The organism is Anaerococcus sp. (assembly GCF_030825785.1).
Lineage (GTDB): Bacteria > Bacillota > Clostridia > Tissierellales > Peptoniphilaceae > Anaerococcus.
This window is the reverse complement of the sequence record NZ_JAPJPG010000011.1, coordinates 21,574-46,452: the sequence shown is the minus strand read 5'-3', so window position 1 is coordinate 46,452 and position 24,879 is coordinate 21,574. Positions and strand designations below refer to the sequence as shown.

At 35.8% G+C, this 24,879-nt stretch carries 24 protein-coding genes; 3 read left to right on the top strand and 21 right to left on the bottom strand.

Features of this window, described 5'->3' with window-relative positions; genetic code table 11:
• Positions 1-232: 232 nt before the first annotated feature.
• From msrA to RCH56_RS02935, 5 genes are all read right to left on the bottom strand, one after another.
• On the bottom strand, positions 233-721 hold the full coding sequence (gene msrA / locus RCH56_RS02955) for a peptide-methionine (S)-S-oxide reductase MsrA (RefSeq protein ID WP_306483512.1): 489 nt from the start codon (positions 719-721) through the stop codon (positions 233-235).
• Positions 718-1,194, bottom strand: a complete 477-nt coding sequence (locus RCH56_RS02950) for a threonine/serine exporter family protein (protein ID WP_306483511.1) — start codon at positions 1,192-1,194, stop codon at positions 718-720. Before RCH56_RS02950 ends, msrA begins: the two co-directional genes overlap by 4 nt.
• Before the next feature lie 9 nt (positions 1,195-1,203).
• Positions 1,204-1,989: a threonine/serine exporter ThrE family protein gene (locus RCH56_RS02945; protein ID WP_306483510.1), complete on the bottom strand. Its 786-nt coding sequence runs from the start codon at positions 1,987-1,989 to the stop codon at positions 1,204-1,206.
• A 7-nt stretch (positions 1,990-1,996) separates the two neighbouring features.
• Positions 1,997-2,764, bottom strand: coding sequence for a J domain-containing protein (locus RCH56_RS02940; RefSeq protein WP_306483509.1), 768 nt, complete (start codon positions 2,762-2,764; stop codon positions 1,997-1,999).
• Positions 2,765-2,893: 129 nt separating this feature from the next.
• A complete protein-coding gene (locus RCH56_RS02935; RefSeq protein ID WP_306483508.1) occupies positions 2,894-4,663 on the bottom strand; it encodes an ABC transporter ATP-binding protein in 1,770 nt (589 codons plus the stop codon).
• A 114-nt stretch (positions 4,664-4,777) separates the two neighbouring features.
• Here RCH56_RS02935 and RCH56_RS02930 point away from each other — a divergent pair, with 114 nt between their 5' ends.
• Positions 4,778-5,614: a sulfide/dihydroorotate dehydrogenase-like FAD/NAD-binding protein gene (locus RCH56_RS02930; RefSeq protein WP_306483507.1), complete on the top strand. Its 837-nt coding sequence runs from the start codon at positions 4,778-4,780 to the stop codon at positions 5,612-5,614.
• Positions 5,607-6,998 carry an NADPH-dependent glutamate synthase gene (gltA, locus tag RCH56_RS02925; RefSeq protein WP_306483506.1) on the top strand — a complete coding sequence of 464 codons (1,392 nt, stop codon included), beginning with the start codon at positions 5,607-5,609 and terminating at the stop codon, positions 6,996-6,998. Before RCH56_RS02930 ends, gltA begins: the two co-directional genes overlap by 8 nt.
• Before the next feature lie 350 nt (positions 6,999-7,348).
• Here the strand turns inward: gltA and RCH56_RS02920 are convergent, their stop codons facing one another.
• From RCH56_RS02920 to RCH56_RS02905, 4 genes are all read right to left on the bottom strand, one after another.
• Entirely contained in the window at positions 7,349-9,652 is a 2,304-nt protein-coding gene (locus RCH56_RS02920; RefSeq protein ID WP_306483505.1) for a hypothetical protein, read from the bottom strand.
• Positions 9,653-9,661: 9 nt separating this feature from the next.
• Positions 9,662-11,716: an RND family transporter gene (locus tag RCH56_RS02915; protein WP_306483504.1), complete on the bottom strand. Its 2,055-nt coding sequence runs from the start codon at positions 11,714-11,716 to the stop codon at positions 9,662-9,664.
• On the bottom strand, positions 11,713-12,309 hold the full coding sequence (locus RCH56_RS02910; RefSeq protein WP_306483503.1) for a TetR/AcrR family transcriptional regulator: 597 nt from the start codon (positions 12,307-12,309) through the stop codon (positions 11,713-11,715). The genes RCH56_RS02915 and RCH56_RS02910 overlap by 4 nt, the downstream gene beginning before the upstream one ends.
• 286 nt (positions 12,310-12,595) lie before the next feature.
• The gene (locus tag RCH56_RS02905) at positions 12,596-13,432 is read right to left on the bottom strand and encodes an aldo/keto reductase (protein WP_306483502.1); all 837 of its coding nucleotides are present in this window, start codon (positions 13,430-13,432) and stop codon (positions 12,596-12,598) included.
• Between the two features lie 80 nt (positions 13,433-13,512).
• Here RCH56_RS02905 and ymfI point away from each other — a divergent pair, with 80 nt between their 5' ends.
• A complete protein-coding gene (gene ymfI, locus RCH56_RS02900) occupies positions 13,513-14,241 on the top strand; it encodes an elongation factor P 5-aminopentanone reductase (protein ID WP_306483501.1) in 729 nt (242 codons plus the stop codon).
• Positions 14,242-14,275: 34 nt separating this feature from the next.
• Here ymfI and RCH56_RS02895 read toward each other — a convergent pair whose 3' ends face one another.
• The 12 genes from RCH56_RS02895 to RCH56_RS02840 form a co-directional block, all read right to left on the bottom strand.
• Complete coding sequence (locus tag RCH56_RS02895; protein WP_306483500.1) at positions 14,276-14,737, bottom strand: SH3 domain-containing protein; 462 nt, start codon at positions 14,735-14,737, stop codon at positions 14,276-14,278.
• Positions 14,734-15,510 carry a tyrosine-protein phosphatase gene (locus tag RCH56_RS02890; RefSeq protein ID WP_306483499.1) on the bottom strand — a complete coding sequence of 259 codons (777 nt, stop codon included), beginning with the start codon at positions 15,508-15,510 and terminating at the stop codon, positions 14,734-14,736. Before RCH56_RS02890 ends, RCH56_RS02895 begins: the two co-directional genes overlap by 4 nt.
• On the bottom strand, positions 15,511-16,164 hold the full coding sequence (locus tag RCH56_RS02885) for a CpsD/CapB family tyrosine-protein kinase (protein WP_306483498.1): 654 nt from the start codon (positions 16,162-16,164) through the stop codon (positions 15,511-15,513).
• 1 nt (position 16,165) lies between these two features.
• Complete coding sequence (locus RCH56_RS02880) at positions 16,166-16,864, bottom strand: YveK family protein (RefSeq protein WP_306483497.1); 699 nt, start codon at positions 16,862-16,864, stop codon at positions 16,166-16,168.
• 164 nt (positions 16,865-17,028) lie between these two features.
• Complete coding sequence (locus RCH56_RS02875) at positions 17,029-17,685, bottom strand: NAD(P)H-hydrate epimerase (RefSeq protein ID WP_306483496.1); 657 nt, start codon at positions 17,683-17,685, stop codon at positions 17,029-17,031.
• 2 nt (positions 17,686-17,687) lie between these two features.
• Positions 17,688-18,647, bottom strand: coding sequence for an ATP-binding protein (locus tag RCH56_RS02870; RefSeq protein ID WP_306483495.1), 960 nt, complete (start codon positions 18,645-18,647; stop codon positions 17,688-17,690).
• On the bottom strand, positions 18,637-19,398 hold the full coding sequence (locus RCH56_RS02865; protein ID WP_306483494.1) for a DnaD domain-containing protein: 762 nt from the start codon (positions 19,396-19,398) through the stop codon (positions 18,637-18,639). The genes RCH56_RS02870 and RCH56_RS02865 overlap by 11 nt, the downstream gene beginning before the upstream one ends.
• Positions 19,388-19,942, bottom strand: a complete 555-nt coding sequence (locus tag RCH56_RS02860; RefSeq protein ID WP_306483493.1) for a GNAT family N-acetyltransferase — start codon at positions 19,940-19,942, stop codon at positions 19,388-19,390. The genes RCH56_RS02865 and RCH56_RS02860 overlap by 11 nt, the downstream gene beginning before the upstream one ends.
• Complete coding sequence (dnaB, locus tag RCH56_RS02855; RefSeq protein WP_306483492.1) at positions 19,935-21,266, bottom strand: replicative DNA helicase; 1,332 nt, start codon at positions 21,264-21,266, stop codon at positions 19,935-19,937. Before dnaB ends, RCH56_RS02860 begins: the two co-directional genes overlap by 8 nt.
• Positions 21,266-21,715 (bottom strand): 50S ribosomal protein L9, encoded by a 450-nt coding sequence (gene rplI, locus RCH56_RS02850; protein ID WP_306483491.1) that lies wholly within the window; start codon positions 21,713-21,715, stop codon positions 21,266-21,268. The genes dnaB and rplI overlap by 1 nt, the downstream gene beginning before the upstream one ends.
• The gene (locus RCH56_RS02845) at positions 21,693-23,702 is read right to left on the bottom strand and encodes a DHH family phosphoesterase (protein ID WP_306483490.1); all 2,010 of its coding nucleotides are present in this window, start codon (positions 23,700-23,702) and stop codon (positions 21,693-21,695) included. The genes rplI and RCH56_RS02845 overlap by 23 nt, the downstream gene beginning before the upstream one ends.
• The gene (locus RCH56_RS02840; RefSeq protein WP_306483489.1) at positions 23,695-24,594 is read right to left on the bottom strand and encodes a hypothetical protein; all 900 of its coding nucleotides are present in this window, start codon (positions 24,592-24,594) and stop codon (positions 23,695-23,697) included. The genes RCH56_RS02845 and RCH56_RS02840 overlap by 8 nt, the downstream gene beginning before the upstream one ends.
• Positions 24,595-24,879 lie beyond the last annotated feature (285 nt).

Below are 24,879 nucleotides of genomic sequence, written 5' to 3'. Positions count from 1 at the left end.
TTCTGGCTTATTCATTTACATCTGACTTATATCAAATGCGTGATTTAAATTTTGTTATCCTTTATTTCAAAAGAATTTTAGGTTATGTTATTGTTTATTTAATTTAATTGGTTCCATCAGCTCTCGCCGACTGTTATATAATACCATGGATTTTTGCCTATGTCAATTTATTTTTCAAAAAAAATAAGATGCCCTGTTTTTATTCCTGGACATCTATGTTTTCTCTAGCTTTTTAATTGAAATCAGGCCTATCTAATAGATTGACATGGCAGTAGCCGTCTGGATTTTTCTTTAGATAGTCTTGGTGATATTCTTCTGCTTTTATAAAGTTTTTTAGTTTCTCTACTTCTACTTGTATTTTTTCTTCTTCATTTTTTTGTTTTTCTTCTAAGAATTTTCTTGCTTCTTCTAGTATCTTTCTATCTTCAGAATAGATTCCAGTCCTATATTGTCGACCCATATCCCCTCCTTGCTTGTTAATTGAAAAGGGATCTATTATATAGTAAAAATATTCAAGTAATTTCTCTAAGCTAATTTCTTCATCTTCATAGGTCACTTTTACTGTCTCGGCATGATCTGAGTTTTTGAGATTTTCGTAGAAGGTATCCTCTGTTAGGCCATTAGCATATCCTGCTTCTGTTTTTTCGACTCCTTCTAATTGTTTAAAGTAGGCATCTACTCCCCAGAAGCATCCGCCTGCTAGATATATAGTTTGTTTCATTTTTTCCTCCTAAAGTAGTTTAAGTAGTTCGTTCTCTTGACTTTTCTTCTTCTAAAGTTTTTCATATTCCTAGAAAATGATGAAGATAAAAGTATGCCAAATGATATCGCTCCAGCTATTGCAAGGGCCTTGGACAAGGTTAGTAGAACCAAGGCACTTTCGTTATTAATAAAGTATTTCATTGTATTAAATATAGCTTCTCCTGGGCAAAGATTGATTACACCAGGAACTATAAAGACCAAAGCTGGAAATTTGAAATATCTTGCACAGAATTCTGATATAAATGATATGACGAATGCTGAAAGAAAAGTTCCTATATAGACACTTCCTGTGTAGGCTATCGTCATTTTATAAATCACCCATCCGAATCCTGCGTTTAAGGCAGCTATTAAGAGGGGTTTTTTGGGAACTTGAAATATCAAAGCAAATCCTATAGCCGCTATGGAAGATATTATAAATTCGTATAAATACATTTCTCCTCCTTATCGAATGTAGGTTGCTATAGTTATTGGCATAGCAACTCCAAGGGCTAGTGCGGTAGAAACTAAGATAGCAGTTGTAGCTCCAGTAAGCCCGCTTGTTACATCCCCACTCATCAGATCTCTCATGGCATTTGTTAGGGTGATTCCTGGAAGGAAGGCCATCATCGATCCTATTACGATTTTATCTACCGCGATATAAGGTAGGAAGAGTCTAAAAGTCACAGTGATTAAACTTACAACTAGACCTGCAATAAAGTTTACCAAAAAGAATCCGAACTTTGCCTCCTGAAACTGAAAGCTTACTATATACGATACAAATCCTACCAAGAAGGAAATTAGCATATCTGTTGTTTGTCCTCCTAAAAGTATTGTAAAGGCTGCGGAAGAAAGGGCTGAACCAAATATTTGAAAGGCTAGAGGATAACCAGGATCAGCTTTTATCTTATTTAGTTCTTTTAGAGCTTCCTGGAGGCTGTACTTCCCACTTACAAATTCTCTTGAAAATGAGTTGACTTTGTTTATATAATAGAGGTTAAAGGTCCTAGACTTAACTCTTCTGATATTGGTGTGGATTTCCTGGTTGAAGGAAAAAGATAGGACAATAACATTGGCAGTAGAGTAAACATCTACGTCTTTAATATTTTTTTTGCTTCTTATTATTCTTTCTACTGTATCCTCCACCCTATAAATTTCTGCTCCATTAGCAAGCATTATAGCTCCAGCATTGGAGGCAATTTCTGAAAGGATAACAGCCTGATCTAAGCTAGATATTGCTTCAGTCGTCATAATTACCTCATCTATAGTTCGTCTTGTACTTATTGATATTTTCTTCTGTCAAGAATTCGTAGGCGTCGTTTACTTCCTGGAATTTCTCTGTTGCACTTGGATCCTTGTTTATGTCAGGGTGATATTTCTTGGCAAGCTTTCTATAATTAAGCTTAACTTGGTAGATATCTGTTTGATAATCTACTCCAAGCACATTGCAGGCCTTCTCATATTTTTCCTTAAAGCCAAGGTCATTTGTCATATTGCTATAGCCTGAATTTGTATTATAGGAATTCCAATTCCCCTGGTTCATGTTAGTGTAGGTAAATCCCCTAAACATTTCCTCGAACCTTCTATTCATTTCTTCTTGACGAAATCTTGCAGCTTCTTCGGCTGCCCTTCTTCTTTCTTCTTCTCTTTCAAACTTATACTTGTTAGAATAATCAGAAATGGAATCGTAGCCGACTTTCTTTCCTGTTATCAATGTATCCGCCCTATCGTACATCCACTCTGTCAGGGTGTAGTTTCCATACTTCAGCATGGATATAAACTTGGGACCAAGGATTGGAATGATTAATATTATAAATATAACCGTCCACCACTTCCTCGGTATGGCCAAAGCAAAGACAGGAAAGAAAAAAAATGTCGAACAACCAAATACAAATATCAACGTTAGTAATTGTCTGATTCCTTCAAAGGTCATGGTTATTACGTTCATTATGTTTATTAATAGATTAAATATACTTCCCAAAATAGTGGCAAGCCCATGTAAAATCTTACCGAAAAATTTTCCCATATTATCTCCTTATCTATTATAGGATTATACGACTTAAGCCTTATAAAATCATCGTATTTAAGTAAAGTTTGCTAAGAATATACTTTATCTAAAAATCTCCAAAGAAAAAGCAGGTTTCCCTGCTCAATCTTATCCAAACAAGTCTGTGTTGTTTGAATTATATAAATTATAGTAGACTCCCTTTTTGGCAAGGAGGTCCTTGTGGTTTCCCCTTTCTACAATGCCATCATAGGTCAAGACTAGGATTTCGTCTGCATTTATTATTGTAGAAAGTCTGTGGGCTATGGTAAGGGTTGTTCTTCCCTTACTTAGTTTTTCTAGAGATGATTGAACTATCGACTCGCTCTTATTATCAAGGGCGCTAGTCGCCTCATCGAGTATCAGTATTGGTGGATTTTTGAGAAATACCCTGGCTATAGATATTCTCTGCTTCTGTCCACCAGAAAGCTTAACCCCGCGCTCTCCTATATAGGTATCAAATCCATATGGTAGGTCCTTGATAAATTCCAAGGCTCCTGCAAGCTCTGCTGCCTTTTCGATTTCTTTATCTGTGGCACCTTCCTTACCATATTTTATATTGTCCTTAATAGTTCCACTGAAAAGATAGACATCTTGTTGGACTATTCCTATATTATCTCTTAGGGAGTCGATGGTTAAATCCTTGATATTATCTCCATCGATTCTAATAGCACCATCATCTACATCATAAAATCTTGGGATTAGCTTGGATATAGTGGTCTTTCCTGCGCCAGATGGCCCAACTAAGGATATATTTTCTCCTACATCAATTGTAAAGGACATATCATCTAGGACATAAGGATCTCCCTCTTTTGCCTCAGGGTATTTGAAATAAACATGGTCGAACTCAATCTTTCCTTGAACGTCCTCTAAATCTCTTGCCTCATCCTTATCATATATATCCCTATCGAGATTCATGATTTGGACAAATCTTTCGATACCAGTTGTCCCTCTCTCGTAAGTATCGGTAAAGTTAATTAGCCTTTCTATAGTTGCAACTAGCATATTTAAATACATAGTAAAGGCTATAAGATCACCTGCGGTGATTGTCTTTTGGATTACAAAAATTCCTCCGACTAGGATTAATACTGCATACATAAAACCTGAAAAGGCATCCTTGACACAGAAATATTTGGCCATATTGAAGTATTGGTCCTTCTTGATATCGGCAAACTTCTCATTTTCTCTGCCAAACTTTTCCTTTTCTATATCTTCATTGGCAAAACTTTTTACAACATTGATTCCAAGAAGAGTATCTTCGATTCCTGAGTTTATGGCACCAATTTGCTTTCTTGTATTCATAGTCGCCTGTCTAAACTTCTGTCTGGATTTCCTAGAAAATATATACATAATTGGTATTAGGATGTATATAATTAAGGAAAGTTGCCAGTTGATAGTTAGAAGGACTACAAAGGATACAGCAAGCTTAATGGCTGCTACTAAGAATTCTTCTGGTACATGGTGGGAGAATTCTGTAATCTCGTTTAAGTCTGTAGTCATCCTAGCCATAAGTTGGCCAATTTTGGCCTCATTGAAAAACTCCGTATCCATTGTCAAAAGATGGGAGAAGACATCCCCTCTCATATCCTTTTCAATAAATGCCCCCATGATGTGCCCATAAGATTGCATGATAAATCTTGACACAACCTCTATAAACTTAGTCGCAAGGTATATTAGAGCGACCTTTCCTAGCCTAGGCATATCGAGAAGGCCTAACTGAGCCCAATCTGTTAGGTAGGATAGCAATAGAGGAAGGACTAGCTGACTTATGGTCGTAAGAGCAGCTGATAATAAATCTATAGTAAGTACTTTCTTGTAAGGTTTATAATAAGGTATAAATCTTTTAAGCAAATACTTGTTAGTATATTTTTTCTCTGTCATATTTCCCCTTCCTTTCAATATTATCAATAATATATACTCTACTATTTCCCTATACTTTTGCACCCTTATTGTAAATTAGTTTAGTATTTGATAATATTATATTAGGAGGATCTTATGGCAAGAATTATAGAAAAAACTAATTTAAATGAGAATACCATTAAATTTGTTGTCAAGGCAGAAGCTATTGCAAAAAAAGCCTTGCCTGGCCAGTTTATTATTCTTAGACTTGATGAGAAAGGCGAAAGAGTTCCCTTTACTATCTCATCAACAGATGATGAAAATGTGACTATTATTGTCCAAATCGTTGGTGGTACTACAATGAGGATGAATGCCTTAAAGGCAGGAGATGGCTTCCTCGACTTCGTAGGTCCACTAGGAAAGCCTACCGAGCTTGATTATCTAAAAGGCAAAAATGTCTGTGTCGTTGGAGGAGGACTTGGTACAGCTATTGCCTATCCCCAAGCCAAATACCTTCATGAAATCGGAGCTAATGTCGATGTAATAATGGGCTTTAAGAATAAGGACATAATAATCCTAGAGGATGAGCTTAAGGCTTCTTCAGATAATTTATACATAACAACAGACGACGGATCTTATGGCAGACAAGGATTTGTAACCCAAGTTCTAGAAGATCTCATAAAAGAAGGAAAAAAATACGACCACGTTCTTACTATCGGTCCTGCAATCATGATGAAAAATGTAGTAAATGTTACAAGACCTCACGATATTCCTACCACAGTTTCAATGAACTCTATCATGGTTGATGGAACAGGCATGTGCGGGTGTTGTAGGCTTACAGTTGGAGGCGAAATGAAGTTTGCTTGTGTAGATGGCCCAGACTTTGATGGATTCTTGGTTGATTTCGATGAAGCTATGAACAGATCAAGAAATTACTCTACAGAAGAACGTGATCATATATGCAATCTAACAGGGGAGGTAAGAAATGGCTAAGTTTAATATGGCAAAAACGAAAGTTCCAATGCCAGAACAAGACCCTGATGTAAGAAATAAAAATTTTGACGAGGTAAGTCTTGGCTATACATTAGCAATGGCCAAAGAAGAAGCTAGCAGATGTGTCCAATGTAAAAACAAGCCTTGTGTATCAAGTTGTCCAGTAGGAGTAAAAATCCCTGAATTCATCCACCTAATCCTTGAAGACGACCTAGATGGAGCTTACGACAAAATAGCTGAGACCAACAATCTTCCTGCAATATGCGGTAGGGTCTGCCCACAAGAGGTCCAATGTGAAGGAAAATGTACCAGAGGCATAAAAGACGAGCCTGTTGGTATAGGAAGACTTGAAAGATTCGTTGCAGATTATAGAAATAATAAAAAATACAACAAGCCAGTCGAAGTAACTAGCATAAACAAGAAAGTCGCAGTAGTAGGGGCTGGCCCTTCTGGTCTTTCTGCTGCAGCTGACCTTGCCAAAAGAGGCTATTCAGTAGTTATGTTTGATGCCTTTCACACAGCTGGAGGAGTCTTAATGTATGGTATACCAGAATTTAGACTTCCTAAAAAACTCGTCCAAAAGGAACTTAAAAACGTAATAGGTCTAGGTGTCAAACTTCAGACTAATACGATCGTAGGAAGGACAATTTCTATAAAAGACCTCTTCGATCAGGGATTTGAAGCGATCTACCTTTCTACTGGAGCAGGTCTTCCAAGATTTCTAGGTATTCCTGGAGAAAACTTAAATGGAGTATATTCAGCTAACGAATTTTTAACTAGGATGAACCTCATGAAGGCCTACAAGTTCCCTGAATATGACACGGCAGTCCATATAGGAAAGAAGGTCTGTGTTGTAGGTGGAGGAAATGTGGCGATGGATGCAGCAAGGTCTGCCAAGAGAATGGGAGCGGATGTAACTGTTGTCTATAGGAGAAGCTTCGAAGAAATGCCTGCAAGAATCGAAGAAAGCCACCATGCCAGAGAAGAAGGTATCAAGTTTATGAATCTTCACAATCCAGTAGAAATCATGGGAGAAAATGGCTGGGTTAAGAAAGTAAAACTTGAGAAAATGGAATTAGGAGAGCCAGATAGCTCTGGCAGGAGACGTCCTATTCCTACAGGAGAATTTGAAGAATGCGAGTTTGAATCTGTAATAATCGCCATTGGCCAATCACCTAATCCACTTATCAAAAACACCAACTCAGATATAGATACAGAAAGCTGGGGTGGAATTATAATAGATGATAGGACTATGACAACAAAGGAAGCTGTCTTTGCTGGAGGAGATGCAGTAAGCGGAGCTGCAACAGTAATTCTTGCCATGGGAGCAGGTAAAAAAGCCGCAGAAAATATAGATAAATATTTAAGAAAAAAAGATAAGTAAGATAAAAGCTCTTTTAAGCTCATTAAATCATACACTTTTCATCATAAACAATAATGGATAAGTGTGATTTAATAGAAGCTTTAAAGAGCTTTTTTAGATTTAACCATAGAAGAACCCACTCTCGTAAGTCAGACTTTTGACAAAGGGACAAAATCCAAAAGGAAGCGTTCCATTCGGAAGAAATTTCAAGAAATTCAAATCGAAATAATACGCCCGTAAATCGCATTGTTCGAGCCTAAGTGAGTTTGCGATTTATAGTATTATGAGATTTAGAATTTCTAAATTTCTGTACCCTATAAGCGTTTTTGGATTTTGTCTACGCTCTGACCCACTTTCGTAGGTTCTTATTTTTATTTAATCTTTTGAATTATCCTAGATCTTGTTTCAAAGTCATCACTTGTGCCTGTGATTGAATTGTTTTCTTTGGCAAGCTTACTCATTTCATCTAAGATTTCTGAAATTTCATTTACTTCAGATGTTTTATTGGCAATTTCATCGATTCCCTTTGCCTTGTATTCGCTTAGGCCAGATCTAAACTCTTCAAATGAAGCCATATATTGGTCACTTCCGTCTTTTAATTCTTTAGTAGATGAGTCTAGTTTCATTATTCCATCATTTAGTTGGTTTAGCCCTTCAGCCATAGGATTTATAGCTTCTTCATTGATGTTTCCTAAAGATGATAGGGCCTTGCTTCTTTCGGCAAATTGTGCCAATCCTCCTGAAAGTTCTGCACTACCTTCTCTTAGGCTTTGAGAGTTACCGTCAAGCTCAGATACTGCAGCTGCTAAGTTTTCAACACCTGCCCTATTTTGGCTAGTTCCTTCCTTAAGTTTAGCTGATCCTTGTTTTAACTTTCCTGTAGCTTCATCTAGCATAACTATAGATTCTTGTAATTTGGCTAGATTGCTCTTATCAAATCCCTGGCTTATTTTCTCAGTTCCTGCGGCAAGACTCTTTGAAGCTGTAATCATCTTATCTGATGAAGCCTTTAATTTCTCATCGATATCACTTGCTCCCTTATAAGCCCCGCTGATTCCTCCGCTAAGCTCGCTTGCTCCTTGGGAAAGAAGCTCAAGAGATCCTGAGATTTGGCTATAAGCATATCCTGCTGTAGCCACGCTTTCACTTTCTTGGTAGAGATTGTCTCTAACAGCTCTTAGACTTTCGATTTGACCTGTTAGATTTCCATCTTCGTTATTTTCTTCTAAGTTTGCTATTACTGCATCAATTGCTTGAGCTTGAGCTGTAAGATCGGCTGAATTTTGATCAAGATTTGGCATGTTTTGGGTGGAAGATAGAAGATTATTAACTCCCCCACTTAGCTCTCGACTTGAGTCTTCAAGTTTACTTAATCCTTGGCTAAGCTCACTTACTCCATGACTTAGTGGAGCAATTCCTGTTGATAGGCTATCAAGTCCTGTCTTAAGTTCAGTCATGGATTCACTAAATTTGCCCAAGTCTTCTTTGCCATCAGCCATTCCCATTTTTTCTTTTAGTGTTGATGTCGCATTATCAAGTTCTAGAAGACCATCATCTAGGTCACTTGCTCCAGCTTCTAGTTGTCTACTAGCTTCTGTTAGCTTTGGCATATTTTCATTAACCTTATTAACTCCGGCAGTGTATTGGTTGATACCTTGATCTAGACTGCTTCCTCCGTTATTTAGCATGTCAATTGCTGAAGTCATTGCTCCGACTTGGTTAGGTAGGTCCGCAAAGGCATTAGCCATTTGATCGAATGATGATACGATTTTTCCAGAACCTGCTGCAAGCTCGCTAGCTCCGTTACTTAACTGACCTATACCATCATTTAATCTATTGCCCCCATCTGCCAATTGATTAGATCCATCAACAAGCTTAGCTGCATTTAATTCAAGCTCATCAATTCCCTTGTTTAAATCGTCTAAGGATGAGATATTAGCGGAATCTTGGAAGAGTTCGTTTGTAATTACCGCATAGACCTCAGTAGGCTTGTAGTCTTTTACATCCATTTCCATCTCGATTTTATCCTTGAACTTATCAAGTTTATCATCTTCAAGGATTTCTTCAAAGTTTTGTCTAAGTCCTGGTGCGAGAACTCCTGCTACAATTTCGTTTTTACCATCTTTTACGACCTTGCCGTCGTCTGTTTTTATATTTGTAACCTTATCTTCATCGAAGTTAATTTCAGCAAGTACTAGGTATGGTGAAAATACCTTTTGTTCTTTACCATTTACTGTAGCCATTCCGCTTCTTTTGTTCTCAGCTGATATTTCGATTTTTAGGTGACCAGATTTTCCTTCTAGGTCTTTAACCTTAATCTCCTTACCATCTAGAAAATATTTTACAGAAATATCTACAGGAAGGTCTTCTTCTGCTTGTCCTTGATAGTATACATCCTTGCTATCTTCATTCCAGTTTATATAACCATCTTTTGTATCAATTTTTTCATCTGTCTTCAGGTTTTTGATATCTTTAAGATTTGACTTATCCTTAACCTTTACATTACCATCTGAGTTAATCCAGATTGATGCTGTCTTATCTTTTATTTCATTTTCTTCTTGTGTTACATACAAGGTTTCGTTTTTCTTAACTGACCCATCTGCAAAAACTACATTTGTCACAAGCATTGAGCCTGCGAGCGCTACAGATAAGCTTTTTACAAGTTTATTTTTCATCTTTTCCTCCTAGTTTAATCCCTTAGTTGTCTTTTTGATAAATGGAAATGTTATGCTGATTATGGCTGGTAGGAAGAATATTATTGAAAGCATACTTATTATAGCTCCTCTTGCCAAGAACATACATATTGTTGAAACTATTTCCATTTTTGAATACAAGCCTACACCTACTGTCGCAGCCATAAATGATAGGGCTGAAGTTACAATAGATTTTGAAGCTTCCTTTACTGTTAGCTTAAGCGACTTGTTTACATCTCCACTTTTCTTATATTCTGCCAAGAACCTATCCATCATAAGGATAGAGTAGTCGATTGTAGATCCTAATTGGACAACACCTATTATGATTGATGTTACAAATGGGATTGTTTGTCCCAAGTAGAATGGGATACCCATGTTGATTTGTATAGCAAGTTCGATAACTGCTATTAAAACTATAGGAATACCAAGTGATTTGAACACAAATGCTAGTATTACAAATACAGTCGCAATTGATGCTATGTTTACCATCTTGAAGTCTCTATCAGATATTGTCGTAAGGTCTTTTGTAAGGACTGCCTCCCCTGTAAGATATCCATCAGGATCGTGTTCTTTGATTATTTTATGAATTTCGTCAACTTGCTCGTTTACCTCATCTGATGCTGTCTGATACTTAGAATTCATCATAAGCATTTGATATCCGTTCTTATGGAAATTATCTTTTAGTTTATCTGGTAGAACACTATCTGGAAGAGTTAGGCCTGTAAAAGAGTTAAGACCTAAAACATTGTTTACACCTTCTACCTTATCAAGCTCATCCACAAGTCCGTTAATATTTTGCTTACTCAAGTCATCACTTACCACAGCAAAATGTGTTGAAGCCATATCATAATCTTTTTTCATCTTGTTTAAAGCTACAATCGAATCAAGATCTGCTGGAAGAGACCTGTCTAGATTGTAGTAGAGGTCTGTATTATGTGCCCCATAAATAGCTGGTACAAAGAGGATCAAGAAGGCTAGGAAAAATGTCTTCTTGTGATTTAGGACAAGATTTGAAGTCTTCTCGAAAGATGGTAGAAATACCCTATGGTTAAATCTTTCTACTAGTTTTTCAGCTATTAATATCATTGGTGGCAATACTACTACTGTAGAAATTAGTCCAAGAAGGACACCCTTACTCATTACAAGACCGATATCCTTACCAAGTCCTAACCTCATCAATATAAGTACCAAAAATCCTGCAAAAGTTGTAAGTGATGAAGCAAAGATTGATGCTATAGTCTTTTGCATAGCCTTATCCATAGCTACGTTGTTGGAATCACGTCTTTTCTTTTCTTCTACATATCTGTGATATAAGAAGATTGAATAGTCTGTCGTAACAGCAAGCTGCAATACTGCCGCTATGGCCTTAGTTATATAGGAAATCTCTCCTAAGAAAACATTACTTCCGAAGTTATACAAAATCGCATAGCCGATATTTAATAAGAAAAGAAATGGTATAATTGTCGATTCATTGGTAAAACTTAGGACAATCAAGGCTAGCACTACCGCCAATCCTACATATATTGGTGTTTCGTGATCTATTAAATCCTTTGTATCCTTAACTAAAGAGGATATACCACTTAAAAATTTCTCCTTTGACTCAATAGCCTTAATCTGATCTATTGCTTCCATTGTCTTAAATGAAGAAGAGCTTTCACTAAACTTAACCATAAGCATGGTCGAATCTTCAGCATAGAAAACATCTTTTAACTCATCAGGTAAAAACTCGCTTGGAACGCTATCTCCTACTATAGAAGATTTGGAAATAACATCTTCTACTCCCTCAATCTTTAGTATCTCTTCCTTAAGTTTGTCTGCATCGTAATCATCGCCCTTAAGAATCAGCATACCGGTAGCTGCATTTTTGAAATCTTTATCTAGTATCTCCTGGCCCTGGGTACTTTCAAGGTCAGCTGGCAAATATGATAAGATATCATAGTTCACACCTGTATTCTTATATCCTATCCAAGATGGTATCAATAATAGAGTCATTATCAATAAGACAAGCCTAGGATGGTGTGAAATAAACTTTGTTATCTTTTTCATTCTATCTCTCCTGTTCTATTAAACATTTTTTTAATATTAGCATACAAAACCGGCTTCATCTCTCCAATAGTCAAAATTGATTCATCCATTGTCGCACTTTTACAAGTAGACATTACAATTTCTAGGGTCAAAGAAAGTATGTAGAGTTTCTGACTCTCGGTATAATCCCCTGTAAAGAGATTCTCATACTTGCTAAGAATAAAATGTAAGGACGATTCAGCTTCTTTAAGCTGTTCATCATTTTCAATCTTAGTATAAAGGGCCCAAGTGATATTCTTACTTAAAAGGTCCAGCTCAAATGGATGGGCTATTAGATAATCTATAATGTAATCTAGAAAATATATGTATCTTTCGATAGGATCTTCCTGATTACAGCTATCTTCTGCCTTAATAATAATATCCTTGGCTATATTTAGGACTATTTTTTCCTTAAGGTCCTTCTTGTCTGAATAATAAAGATAAAAGGTCCCCAGGCCAAAGCTCGCTTCCTTCATCACATCTCTTACGGAAGTGTTGTCAGCTCCCTTCGATTTGAAAATCCTAAGAGCAGAATCCATTATAACTTTTCCCTTGTCGTTCGTAAAACTTACCATATAATCACTCCAATTTCTTCAAAATGAACGCCGTTCATTAATTGCTACAAATATATGATACGCCCTAATGAACGTTGTTCAACTTTTATTGTAAATTTTTTTAATAAAAAAATACCAAAGAAGTAAATTCTCTGGTATTTCTAACTACATATTAAATTTTAGCAAATTAGGACCATCAATCATATATTGCTTTCAAAATGATAAAAATGGACCAAAGTTTTTACAGCAGGACTAATTTTTCTCATATCATCTGCCATATTATTCATCGCTATCAAATTGGAATTCCTCACATATTTCTAATTTCTTCTAACCAATCTTCATCTAGTGGGTCTTGGGAGAATCTCTCTTTCCTATCAAGGCTTGCTAGAGCATGCATATCAGATTCTTCAAGCTCGAAATCAAAAATATCAATATTTTCCTTAAGTCTATTAGCGTGAACTGACTTTGGAATTATCATTGTTCCTTGATCAATATTCCATCTTAGAGCTATTTGGGCTGGAGTTTTATTGTACTTATCAGCCAATTGTTTTAGGATTTCTTCATCAAGTAAGCCTCCCCTAGTCCTTGCAAGTGGACTCCATGCTTGATGTTTTATATTATTTTCCCTAAGAAAAGTCCTTGTTTCTGTATCTTGTAGGAAGAGATGACTTTCTAATTGGTCCATTGAAGGAGCATCTCCTACTTCAAGTAACTTCACTAACTGCTCTGGCATAAAATTACATACAGCTATTGATTTTACAATACCTTGGTCCTTATAGTCCATAAAGACCTTCCAAGCCTTATCGAAGTCCTTGCCAAACCAGTGGAGATGAACTACATCTAGATAATCTGTCCTTAGGTCCTTAAGGGATTCATCAATTGATCTTTTAGTCTCATCTAGCCCAAAGTCTTTTGGCCAAACCTTTGTTGCTAGCATATAATCTTCTCTTTTTACTGGAGCATTTTCCAAAGCCTTACCTATGTAGGCCTCATTGTTATAGTATTTTGCAGTATCAAAATACTCATAACCTAGTTCAAGAGCTGCCTGAATTACTTCTTCCATTAGTTTTTCGTCTTCTATCTTATAAGTTCCCATTCCCATTACTGGAACTTTTAGTCCGTCATTAATTGTGTAATATTTCATATTTTATCCTTTCTTCTCTCTTTACATTGATACCCAAAGAAATCTATCCTAATTACAAGATTTTATGATAGAATATAGATATGAAAACAGTATTAGTAACAGGCTCCTCACGTGGCATAGGGGCTGCCATATGTAGGAAGCTTAATAAGAATTATAAAATTATAATAAATTACAATAAAAGCGAGGAAGATGCCCTTAAGCTCCTTGATGAACTTAGGAAAGAAAATCCCTTTGTGATTGCTGTAAAGGCAGATGTTAGTAAAGAAGATGAAGTAGAGAAAATGTTTGAGATAGGTGAAAGTAACTTCGGTCATATCGATATTCTGATTAATAACGCAGGCATATCCCACTTCTCCCTAATCCAAGATACAAAGTTCGATAAATGGAAGGAGATTCTTGCTATTAACTTAGATTCTGTCTTTCTTGCTTCCAAAAGAGCAGTCCCAAAAATGTTAAGTAGAGGAGACGGAGTAATTATTAATATGTCTTCCATCTGGGGAGAAGTAGGAGCGAGTATGGAAAGTGCATATGCAGCAAGTAAGGGTGCTATCAACTCCTTTACTAAATCCCTAGCCAAGGAGCTTAGCCCTATGAATATAAAAGTTAACGCCATAGCATGTGGTATTGTAGATACGGATATGATGAGAAATGACTTTGATTCTAATGAATTAGAAGATCTAAAGAAAGAAGTAGGTCTTAATAGGTTCGCAAGCCCAGAAGAGATAGGAGATTTAGTAGAGTTTTTAATCTCTAACAAGGCTAAATATATAACAGGTGAAATTGTAAATATAAATGGGGGATTTTATTAAAATCGAGCAAGCAAAAACCGCTAATTCTAGCGGTCTACTTTACTTCGTCCAAGAGATCTTTTCTGATAAATCCGGTATTTCCTTCGAAGTTTAGCTTTATCCATACACCGTCTTCGGCGTTTGCCTCTTCTATGGCTTCGAATTCCCTTCCTCCTGGAACTGCTACAAGTACGTTATCTTCTTCCGTATTTGGATTAGATCTCATATTTGTAGTATCACGTGTCTTATATTTCTTTTTATTATTGGCTTCTTCCGCCTTCTTATCCTCATTAGGATTATTTTGATTTTCTCCCTTAGGATTATCTTTATTTTCTCCTGCCTTTTCTTCTGGCTTAGGATTTGCATTTTCCTTCGGTTCGTCCTTAGCTCCATTTTCAACCTTGTCAAAGACTGACTCAACCTTTATATTCTTAGCCTGGTAATCTTCTTCCTTTTTGTTACAGGAAGCAAGAATTAGGATTATTAGGGCAGAAGAAATTATATATTTTATTTTCATTTTCTTCTCCAAAAATTAAATATACTTTTCTTTTCTTTTTTCTTATTAACTTTAACCTTGTCGTATTCACTAGAGATAAACTGATCATTTATAATAAGAGAAGGGTTTGTAGAAGATAGCTTTTTGAACTTCTCCTCTCCAATAATTTCAAGAATCTCTCTCTTATATTCACCTATTTCAGGACTCCTCCACTCAGACTGGTGAGCGTCAGTTCCTATTATATGGACCATATTTCTTTCAAGTAAGGTCTTTGTTATTTCTTTGTGTGACTTGATAGATGAATAGTTTATCTGAACTAGGGCTCCCTTTTTTATAAAATCTAGAAGCCAGTCTATATCTTTTTCTACATATGGATATCTTTCTGCATGGGCTATGATTGGCACATATCCTTCAAGTCCCAGACTATAGAAAAGTTCGCCTAAAAAATTTGGCTTATTTACAAAGGATAACTCGCACAAGACATATCTAGAATCATTCAAAGTAAGAAGGTCTCCTGACTTTAACTTCTTCTCCATCCCAGCTTCTACCTGTATCTCATGGCCTGGGTGAATCTTAAAAGAAAGTCCCCTATCTTGTATTGTTTTATTTAAAATATCAACCTTTTCTCTGATTTCAGAGGAATCTACCATATATCTTGACCTATCGAAATGGCTTGTAGCAATTATTTCAGAAAAGCCTTGCTCCATATAAAGATCTACCATCTTCATACTTTCATCGAGGCTCCTCGATCCATCATCTACCCCATAAACTATATGATTGTGTATATCTATCATCTAATAATAGTTCCCGTATTTTTTATCTTTCATTGGCATATGGGTAAGAACAGCACCTAGGATATGGGCGTCGACCTTTTTGAGATTCTCAATAGCAAGGGCTATGTCTTCCTTCTTGGTGTCAGAAGATTTTATAACAAAGATAACACCATCACTTATGGTTGATACTAGTGATGCGTCAGTAAATAGTCCCACAGGTGGTGTGTCGATAAATATATAATCGTATTCTTTTGACAAATCCTCTATGAATTCTCTAAAAGTATCTGATGCCAACATCTCTGCGGGATTCGGAGGAACAGGTCCTGTGAAAATCATGTCGAGATTTGACTGTTCTCTATCCTTATTAATAGCTCTTTGGATATTGACCTTACCTGTAAGATAATTTGTAATTCCTACATTATCGTTAATTCCTGCAATCTCTGAAATAGAAGGAGATCTTAGGTCACAGTCTAAAAGAATAACCTTATCTCCATTATCTGCAAAGGACTTGGCAAGTTTATAGATAACTGTGGACTTTCCCTCGGCAGGTTTCGCAGAAGTTATAGATATTACCTTGTTTTTCTTATCCAAGCTGCTAAATTGTATATTAGTTCTTACAGAACGAATAGCTTCGTCATACATGGAAGCATTATAATGATTGTTTCTACTGCTCATATTAATTTCCTTGTTCACTATCTGGCACTATACCAATAACTGGTATATCGAAATATTCTGTAACTTCTTCGCTTGATTTGATCGATGAGTCTGCTATTTCCTTAAATAAAACAACAGCTACACCAAGCACAAAACCAAGAATAAGACCTATAGCTGTATTTTTCTTGATATTTGGTGAAGAAGCTTCTTCTGGAAGGATTGCCCCATCGAGAATTTGGACATTGTCAACATTCATAATTTCTCCAATAGAAGATTTAAAAATATTGGCCGTTTCATTTGCTATATCCATCGCTCTTTCTGGGATTGTATCTACAACTTTTACAGAAATAATCTGGGTGTCTTTTACAGGTTCGATTGAAACCTTTGAGGAAAACTCCTCATAGTCCATATCGAGTCCTAGATTATTTATTACTCTTTCAGCAATTCCCTTTGACTTAACTATCTCTGAGTATGTAGAAATTAGGGCCTTGTTGGCTTGAATTTGTCCTAGTTCTACGTTAGTTTGTGGATTGTTTGGATCCTTGTTTTGATTTGAGTTGCTAACTATCATTGTTGTATTTGAATCATACTTAGGAGTGATGACAAACTTAGATAAAAGAAAACTTGCCGCTCCTAATATAATAGAAAATATAATAATCATAGGAAGATGCTTCGCAATCTTCTTAGACAATTCAATCAAATCAATTTCTTGTTCATTCATTTAATTTCTCCTTGTTTATAATAAAATATAAAATCTTCATATTTATATCCATCTTATAGTTTATACTAAAATCCCTAAAATTTCAACATATATTTTACATTTTCCCTACAACTTTAACAAAAAAAGAGCTAGCTCAAATAATCTTATCCAAGCTCGCTCTAACTTTACAAAATCGCTCTAATAGCCTTTTGTGGTATGCCAATATCTTCTACTATGCACTTATCCCTGAAGCGATTCTTTTCATAGACTCCTCTTTTCATTAGCTGCATAGAAACTATAAGGTCACAATCTACGGCCTCTCCCCAAAATCTCCCGCTATCTCCATCAAGACCTGAAGGAATATCGACAGAGATTGTGTATTTCATAGTTCTATTTATAAGAGAAATCATGTAAGACTGCATGCCCCCTACGGTCCTGTTTAATCCTGTGCCAAAGATAGCATCTATTATAGTAGAGACTTCTTCCAAATTCTTTTCCATTATAGCAAGGTCTTCAATGCTCTCTGGCATAAAGATTTTATCTGTAAGACGTTTGCAGGAATCTAGATTTATTTTAAAATCTTGGCTTTGTTTACTAAGATCGCCTACTATATAGATTTCTACATATTTTCCCATAGCGAGGAGATTTCTTGCAATAGCAAGGCCATCTGCTCCGTTATTTCCCACTCCTGCCACAATAGCAAAGGAGGTCCTTACTTCGAGATTAATATTTTTAATCACAGCAAGGGCTGCCCTTTCTACTAAGCATATAGAAGGAACCTTAAGTACATCTATGGCATATTGGTCAATTTTCTTCATAGTCTTACTATCTACTACAAGCATATTTACCTCAATCTTAAATCTTCACCAAATATTTCAAAAATCCTGCTATTATTGCCCATAATTCTTGAGAATATCCTAGGTCCGTAAATCTCTTCTAGGCCTTCCTCATCAATATTAGATGAAAATATTATAGGCTTACCGTCATTCATTCTCTCGTTAACCACATCGAAGAGATTGGACCTGTCTGCTGGACGGGTAGACTCTGCACCCAAGTCATCTATTATTAAAAGATCACAATCGAATATCAACCTGTACTTTTCTTCTAGATTCTCTCTCCTATCCTCGAATGCATAATGGTAGTCGTTTAGGAATTTGAAAAGTTTGGTAGAAGTCATATAAACTACTGAAAAGTTCCTATCTAGGATTTCCTTTGCTATAGAATTGATAAGAAAAGTCTTTCCCCTGCCAACATCTCCGTAAATATAAATATTTCTTGTCTCAAAGGCGAAGTTATTTATGTATCTCTTAACTTCCCTGATTATATATTCCATATTTTCATAAGGGCTAACTCCATAGACCCTGTTAGTATTTTTGGAAAATAGATTTATATTGAAAGACTGGAAGTTTTCCTCGGTAATTTGGCTTTTGATATTGGATTGGTCATACTTCTGATCTATTATTAATTGTTTCCTGCAAGTGCATATTTTTCTTCCAATAAAGCCAGTATCCTTGCATTTGTCGTGGAAATAATGCATGTCCATATAGTCTAAGGGATAGCCATTTTCTTTTAAAATCCTCTTTTTTTCATTAGTTAGATGATCTATTTTACTTTCCAAGTCCCCGGTATCGACTCCTTCTGCAATGAGAGAAAGAGTTGTAAAACCAATTTCTTTTATTTGTTTATCCAAACTTTTAATCTGCGGGAGCCTCTCATAGACTTCTCTAATTCTTTTTTGCTGATTCCTCTTATCAGTCTTCCTTCTTTCTTCAAGAATGGCGCTAGCTTTTTGACTAGGAGTCATTATCCTCACCCCTTTGGTTTATAATTCTATTGAATCTTTCTTCTTTCCTTCTTTGGATAAATGATGAAATCTCGTCATTATCGCTTGCTTCCATTTTAGCTGAGGCGGGATTTCTCCTGTATTTACGAGGAGACCTCTTCCTTACGAGTTTATCCCTTTCCTCTTTCATCCTAAGATCATTTAAGGTTGAAATATTTTGGTCGCGCCATGTTTTTACAAATCCCATCACATATTTTACATCCACATTACCACTTGCCTTAGCCTGCCTAAAGGCTTCTGTGACGAGCTCTGGATCACAATTATATTCAAGGATTGTCTCTTGGATCCTAGTAATATCCGCTGGAGTTAGACTTCTTCCTATCATTGTTTCAATATTTGAAAACATAATTGACTTCCTTTGGGCAAGGTCGTAGGCAGCTTCTGTTGACTGATTATCCTCACTATTACCAAAATACATTTGTCTTAAGGAAACAATTTCTATAAAATCAGTCCCATTGTCGGCCCTCTTTTGTCTAAATACTCCCATATTAACCCAAAAGTCCACCGCTTTATCGAATCTTTCATCGGAAAATCTAAGTTGTCTTTTAATCTTCGCACTGTCTACCCTTCGGTAGTTGTAGCAATCTTTATAAATCAAAAGATAGACCTTAAGTTGGTCTCCATCTGCCATTTGCACATAGGTATTTAGAAACATATTCTCTATAGGAGTAGTTCCCATATCTAGTTTTAAATCTTGCATCTTAAAGTCCATAGTAGTCATCCTTTTTTATTTTCATAGTCAATATTTTCGAATAAATTAGTCCTGATTTGTAAGTAAAATACCTTTCGTCAAAGTCTATATTTTGATTTTCAAAAACTTCTGTCGATTCATAACCATCCTTGAAACCACACTTTTTGTAAGCCTTGTATGCTCTTTCATTAAATAAATTTACATCAAGACTTACTTCCTTTAGTTTATAGTCTCTAAAAGCCTTAGCTAAAAGTAAATCAATAGATTCAGATCCATAACCCATAGATGTATAGGCACTGTCAAAGACTATGCCAAGTTTTGCTTTTTTAGTGATTGGATTTATTCGTTTAAGACCAATAAAACCTATGAATCTATCATCTTCATATCTTTTGACTGCAAAATACTTCTTCCTCGGTGTAGTGATAGACCCATACCAGATTTTTATTTCAAAATCAGATAGGGAGGAATAATTGTAGCCAACTAGCCTTGGGTCTTTGAAGTCTGTCCATTCTTTAACCAAAAAGGCTGTTTCGATATCAATCTTTTCAAGATATATTCTATTCATTTTTTTCTCTATTGGTAAAGTCTCTAAAGGTGGTACATGGTTTGTTGAAAAATAACTCGACTGTTCCAGTTGCACCATTTCTGTGCTTGGCAAAAATAAGCTTTGCGACATTTGGATTATCTTCTTCGTCGTAATAATCTTCCCTATATAAGAGCATAACGACATCCGCATCTTGCTCGATTGCACCTGATTCTCTTAAATCTGATAAAATAGGCTTATGGTCTGCCCTCTTGTCGGCCTCACGAGAAAGCTGGGCTAGGGATAAAATAGGACAATTGAGCTCTTTTGATAGAGATTTAAGTCCTCTAGAAATTGAGGCGATTTCATTTTGCCTGTTTTCTTGTCTACCATCAGCCTGCATCAATTGTAGATAGTCGATTACAACAAGGTCTAGACCTGACTCAGCCTTTAATCTTTTGAGCTTACTTCTCATCTCAGATAGGGTAATTCCTGGAGTTTCGTCAACATATATATCCTTACTGGTGATCTCTTTGGTAGCATGGATTAGAAGCTGCCAGTCCTCATCTCTTATAGAACCGCTTATAATATTTTCGAGATTCACCATAGATACCATAGACAAAAGCCTTTGATTAAGCTGGTAGGTGCTCATCTCAAGAGAGAAAAAAGCAACAGACTTATCTTTCTTACAAGCATTCCATGCGATAGTAAGCCCTAGGGCAGTTTTACCCATGGCTGGACGGGCTGCAAGAAGGATAAGCTGAGATTTTTGAAGTCCTGATAGCTTGTTATCTACCGTTTCAAGACCTGTCGTTACCCCAGTAATCTCTCCATCAGATAGGGTTAGTTCGTTTATCATCTGGAGGGTTTCGCTCATAGTTTCAGATAATCTAACAAGGCCCTGGTTGTGTGTATCTTGGGATATTTCAAATATTTTAGCTTCCGCTTCTGATAAGATAGAGTCGATTTTGTCATCATGCCTGTAGCTTAGATCGATAATATCCTCACTCGCCCCTATTAGACTTCTTAGAATAGATTTTTCCTTGACTGATTTGGCATATGTATCGATATTTGGAGTATAAAATGAGGAGAGGGTAATCTCAGTGATAAACTCCTCCCCTCCAACTTCTTGTAATATATTTTCATTCTTTAACTGGGATATAAGGGAAATCTCATCTACCTTGATGTCTTTTTCAAACATCTTTAGGATGGATTTATATATCCTCTGCGTTCTAGAATCGTAAAAGTCTACAGGTTTTATAATTTGATTTACACTATCGAAAGTCTCGTTTTTGGCAAGGATACTTCCGATTATAGCTTGTTCTGCTAAGAAGTCATTTGGAAGGGGCCTTAGGCCCTCAGTCATTAGGCTTCCTCAGCTACTACATTAACTTTAAGATCAGCATTTACTCCTTCATAAAGTCTTGCATTAAGAGAAAATTCTCCAAGGCCTTCGATCTTTTCAACACCTTCGATTCTCTTTCTATCGATTTCAATACCTTCTTCAGCTAGGCTTTCAGCAATGTCTTTGTTTGTAACTGAACCGAATAGTTTGTCGTCTTCTCCAACTCTAACTTGTTTTGTGATTGTTAAAGCTTCGATTTTATCCTTAAGAGCTTCAGCTTCTTTTCTGTTTTCTGCTTCTTCAGCCTTAAGCTCTTCTCTCATTTTTTCAAGTTCTGCCATATTTTCTTTTGTAGCCTTTACAGCTTTTCCTTGAGGATCAAGGTAATTTCTAAAATATCCTGGCTTTACATCTACAAGGTCTCCCTTAACTCCAACTCTTACAATATTATCTGTTAGTATTACTTTCATTTTCTTCTTCCTCTCTTAAATATTCTTTAATTGCTTTTCTTAACATGTCTTCAGCATTTTCCATAGTCATATCTAGTTGGGTAGCAGCAGCTGTTAAGTGACCACCGCCTCCGATACGCTCTAGTATTAATTGTACCGATATATCTCCTAAGCTTCTACCTGAAATGTGAATTTTATTATTGGATATAGTAAGGACAAAGCTTGCCTTAACTCCCTTTATATTTAACAGATCATCAGCCGCTTGAGAAGCTATTAATGTTGATCCATCGATATCTCTTTTGAAGTGGGCTATGGCTATGAAATCATTAACTATAAATGAATCTGCTATAACTTCTGACTTATACTTTACTATTTCAAAATCATCTTTAAACATTCTTTTGATATAAACAGAATCAGCTCCCCATCTTTTAAGAATTGAGGCTGCCTCAAAGGTCCTAACACCAGTCTGGTAGACGAAGTTTTTGGTATCTACTGTTATACCTGCAAGGAGACTTTCCGCTATAGGAGTTCTTGCCTTAAAGTCTTCGTCTAGATAAGATAGGATTTCTGTTACAAGCTCAGATGCACTTGAAGCATAAGGCTCTATATAAGAAATAGTAGCATTTTCTATATAGTCCTTGCCTCTTCTGTGATGGTCGATAATAAAAATATTATCGCTTTTATCCAGAAGGGCTGGTGCTTCGGTTGAGTTCTTCCTGTGATTATCTGTTACAATTATCAAAGATTGTGGACTGATTTTACTTAAGGCTTCACTTTCTGTTAGGATATTTCCCTTAAGTTCACTTAACTCTGTCGTTACCCTGTCGTACATATTTTCAATTGGCCTTGTTACCTCATTTAATACGATATAGACTTCTTTTCCCATATCATAAGTCCCTTCATAAACTCCAAGGGATGAGCCGAAAGAATCCATATCGGGATTGTTATGTCCCATAATATAAATATCAGGTGACGATTGAATCATTCTCCTCAGAGCTTGGGATATTACCCTAGATCTAACCTTGCTAGTTTTCTCTATCGCTCTAGTCTTTCCACCAAAATATTCGTAATTATCCTCAAGCTTGACAACAGCCTGGTCTCCTCCACGAGATAGGGCAATGTCAACAGCCTCTCTAGAATCAGAGTATATGTCTGTTGGGTTTTTCCCTGCAATTCCTACCCCAATTGATAGAGTTGGTGGAAGAGTATTTCCCTTTTCAATATTTCTTACCCCGTCAAGAATTGAAAACTTAGTTTCGTAAATATCCCTATAATCTTGATACTCACTTATTACCATGTATCTATCATTTTCATATTTACGGATCAAACCATTGTACTTTTTGAAATACTCATTGATAACTCTATCAATTTCTCCAATAACCTGGGGTCTGTCGACAGATTCTGTAGAATTTCTGATATCTTCGTAGTTATCGATGATTACAGAATAAAATACAAGTCTCTTATCCTTAAAAAGCTGCTTGATAGACTCGTCGTATGTGTTGTCGATTCCATAAAGGAAGGTCTGAGTCTTGCCATTATCTTCGTTAGTTATAGTTTGATAATAAAATTGCAATATCTTTCCATCTATACTAATATTTTTCGGAAGACTCATGCCGTCTTGTTTAAAGTCTACATCAGAAAAATCTGGTAGAAACTTATCTATCTCACTGCCTACGATGGATTTTTTGTCAAACAAATCTCTAAAATAAGTATTGTGCCACTTAATTGTCCTATCGTCTTCTACTATAGCAATCGGAAAGGGCATCTCAAAAACTACGTTTTTAGTGATTATATCAAAGGATACATTCATATCATCAACATAGGCCTGTAAGTCGTCCTTCTTCTTCATATTTATCTTTCTTAAAAAGAAAAAGAGGACAATAGTTAGGATAATCGCAATCGATCCAAGTATCTGATTATAATAGAATATGACAAGGGAAGCTGTGACTGGTAGAGCCATTATTGCAATAATATTTTCCATTCCCACATATACATCTTCTTTATTCATTTAAGCTCCTTTTCTTTCTTATATCTAGTATTATATCAATAAATCCTAAAATCACGAAAAAAATCAGCAAAAATTCTAATAAAATAATAATGAAAAACCACTGAAATCCTCTAGATACGGGAATTGATGATTTTGATATCATATAATCGTAGGCCGATAAGCCATTAAAGGCTATAATAACTAGGATAATTCCTATAATATTAAGTTTAACATAGTTCATATCAAGTTTAAATAAAAAGGCTAATAGATAGGAAAGACCTGCAAAGGCCACAAGGGCTAACACATCCTTACACTCCAACCTAAGCTCGTTAGCTTTCTTAAGGTCATCCACTAAAGATAGCTTTATACTTACATAATTTCTAATAAGTTTGATGCCAGCTAAAGAGTAGATAAAAGAAAAAAAAGCAAAGAAGCTTGGGTAAAGCCCTATACTTAGCTTAATATATTCTATTGGTAACTTGTATTCTAGGCTTCCTTCGATTATCCCCTTCATTTCATTTGCAAGATAATCAAGACTTAATCCTTCTTTAACTAAAGAATAGCTAAAGGATCCTGTTAGGATAAAAGTCAGGAGAATAAATACCGTTAGAATCTCATCCTTGTCGTTTTTTTGATATCTAATCGGTAGATAAAAGCATAAACTTATTAGAAAAATCAAGCCTACTAGTACTATCAAATCTTTTATATCCATATACAAGAGTCCTAGGATAAAAGTCCCAAGAAGAGTAGTTAAAAATCCCTTGTATCCGTATTTAAAAATATAAATACTCAAAAGAATTGGACCTGTGGCAAGAATTAATAATGATACATTCGATAAAAATATCAGTATGCTTATCAAAGCCACCATAAAAATAGGCTCAATTACTTTCTTATAATTTTCATTAATATCCATAAATTTCCTTTCACTTAATAAATTAAGCTATAAGTATTTTACTCCATCTTTCTTTTTACTCAATCACACTAGTTTTGATTGATAAATAAAAAGAGCCTCAAAGGCTCTAATTATGCATAAGAATGTAGTGATGGTAGGAGAGTATTTACTCCGATGTAGGTAAATATTACTGATATAAATCCTACAATCGAAAATATAGCCGCTCTTTTCCCACTCCAAGCTAAAGTATAAACAAAACCATAGATACCAGAAATCCAAATATTCCTTTGCAAAATAAGATATTTT

Bases quoted from the DNA above. Each gene is read 5' to 3' on its own strand.
- RCH56_RS02860 (WP_306483493.1), bottom strand. From the start codon at position 19,942: ATGAATAGAATATATCTTGAAAAGATTGATATCGAAACAGCCTTTTTG.
- RCH56_RS02915 (WP_306483504.1), bottom strand. From the start codon at position 11,716: ATGAAAAAGATAACAAAGTTTATTTCACACCATCCTAGGCTTGTCTTA.
- RCH56_RS02895 (WP_306483500.1), bottom strand. From the start codon at position 14,737: ATGAAAATAAAATATATAATTTCTTCTGCCCTAATAATCCTAATTCTT.
- RCH56_RS02950 (WP_306483511.1), bottom strand. From the start codon at position 1,194: ATGTATTTATACGAATTTATAATATCTTCCATAGCGGCTATAGGATTT.
- RCH56_RS02905 (WP_306483502.1), bottom strand. From the start codon at position 13,432: ATGAAATATTACACAATTAATGACGGACTAAAAGTTCCAGTAATGGGA.
- RCH56_RS02885 (WP_306483498.1), bottom strand. From the start codon at position 16,164: ATGAGCAGTAGAAACAATCATTATAATGCTTCCATGTATGACGAAGCT.
- ymfI (WP_306483501.1), top strand. From the start codon at position 13,513: ATGAAAACAGTATTAGTAACAGGCTCCTCACGTGGCATAGGGGCTGCC.
- RCH56_RS02920 (WP_306483505.1), bottom strand. From the start codon at position 9,652: ATGAAAAATAAACTTGTAAAAAGCTTATCTGTAGCGCTCGCAGGCTCA.
- RCH56_RS02870 (WP_306483495.1), bottom strand. From the start codon at position 18,647: ATGACTCCTAGTCAAAAAGCTAGCGCCATTCTTGAAGAAAGAAGGAAG.
- RCH56_RS02930 (WP_306483507.1), top strand. From the start codon at position 4,778: ATGGCAAGAATTATAGAAAAAACTAATTTAAATGAGAATACCATTAAA.
- RCH56_RS02935 (WP_306483508.1), bottom strand. From the start codon at position 4,663: ATGACAGAGAAAAAATATACTAACAAGTATTTGCTTAAAAGATTTATA.
- RCH56_RS02840 (WP_306483489.1), bottom strand. From the start codon at position 24,594: ATGGATATTAATGAAAATTATAAGAAAGTAATTGAGCCTATTTTTATG.
- RCH56_RS02940 (WP_306483509.1), bottom strand. From the start codon at position 2,764: ATGGGAAAATTTTTCGGTAAGATTTTACATGGGCTTGCCACTATTTTG.
- RCH56_RS02865 (WP_306483494.1), bottom strand. From the start codon at position 19,398: ATGGACTTTAAGATGCAAGATTTAAAACTAGATATGGGAACTACTCCT.
- RCH56_RS02890 (WP_306483499.1), bottom strand. From the start codon at position 15,510: ATGATAGATATACACAATCATATAGTTTATGGGGTAGATGATGGATCG.
- RCH56_RS02910 (WP_306483503.1), bottom strand. From the start codon at position 12,309: ATGGTAAGTTTTACGAACGACAAGGGAAAAGTTATAATGGATTCTGCT.
- RCH56_RS02875 (WP_306483496.1), bottom strand. From the start codon at position 17,685: ATGCTTGTAGTAGATAGTAAGACTATGAAGAAAATTGACCAATATGCC.
- RCH56_RS02945 (WP_306483510.1), bottom strand. From the start codon at position 1,989: ATGACGACTGAAGCAATATCTAGCTTAGATCAGGCTGTTATCCTTTCA.
- RCH56_RS02845 (WP_306483490.1), bottom strand. From the start codon at position 23,702: ATGAATAAAGAAGATGTATATGTGGGAATGGAAAATATTATTGCAATA.
- RCH56_RS02880 (WP_306483497.1), bottom strand. From the start codon at position 16,864: ATGAATGAACAAGAAATTGATTTGATTGAATTGTCTAAGAAGATTGCG.
- rplI (WP_306483491.1), bottom strand. From the start codon at position 21,715: ATGAAAGTAATACTAACAGATAATATTGTAAGAGTTGGAGTTAAGGGA.
- dnaB (WP_306483492.1), bottom strand. From the start codon at position 21,266: ATGACTGAGGGCCTAAGGCCCCTTCCAAATGACTTCTTAGCAGAACAA.
- gltA (WP_306483506.1), top strand. From the start codon at position 5,607: ATGGCTAAGTTTAATATGGCAAAAACGAAAGTTCCAATGCCAGAACAA.
- msrA (WP_306483512.1), bottom strand. From the start codon at position 721: ATGAAACAAACTATATATCTAGCAGGCGGATGCTTCTGGGGAGTAGAT.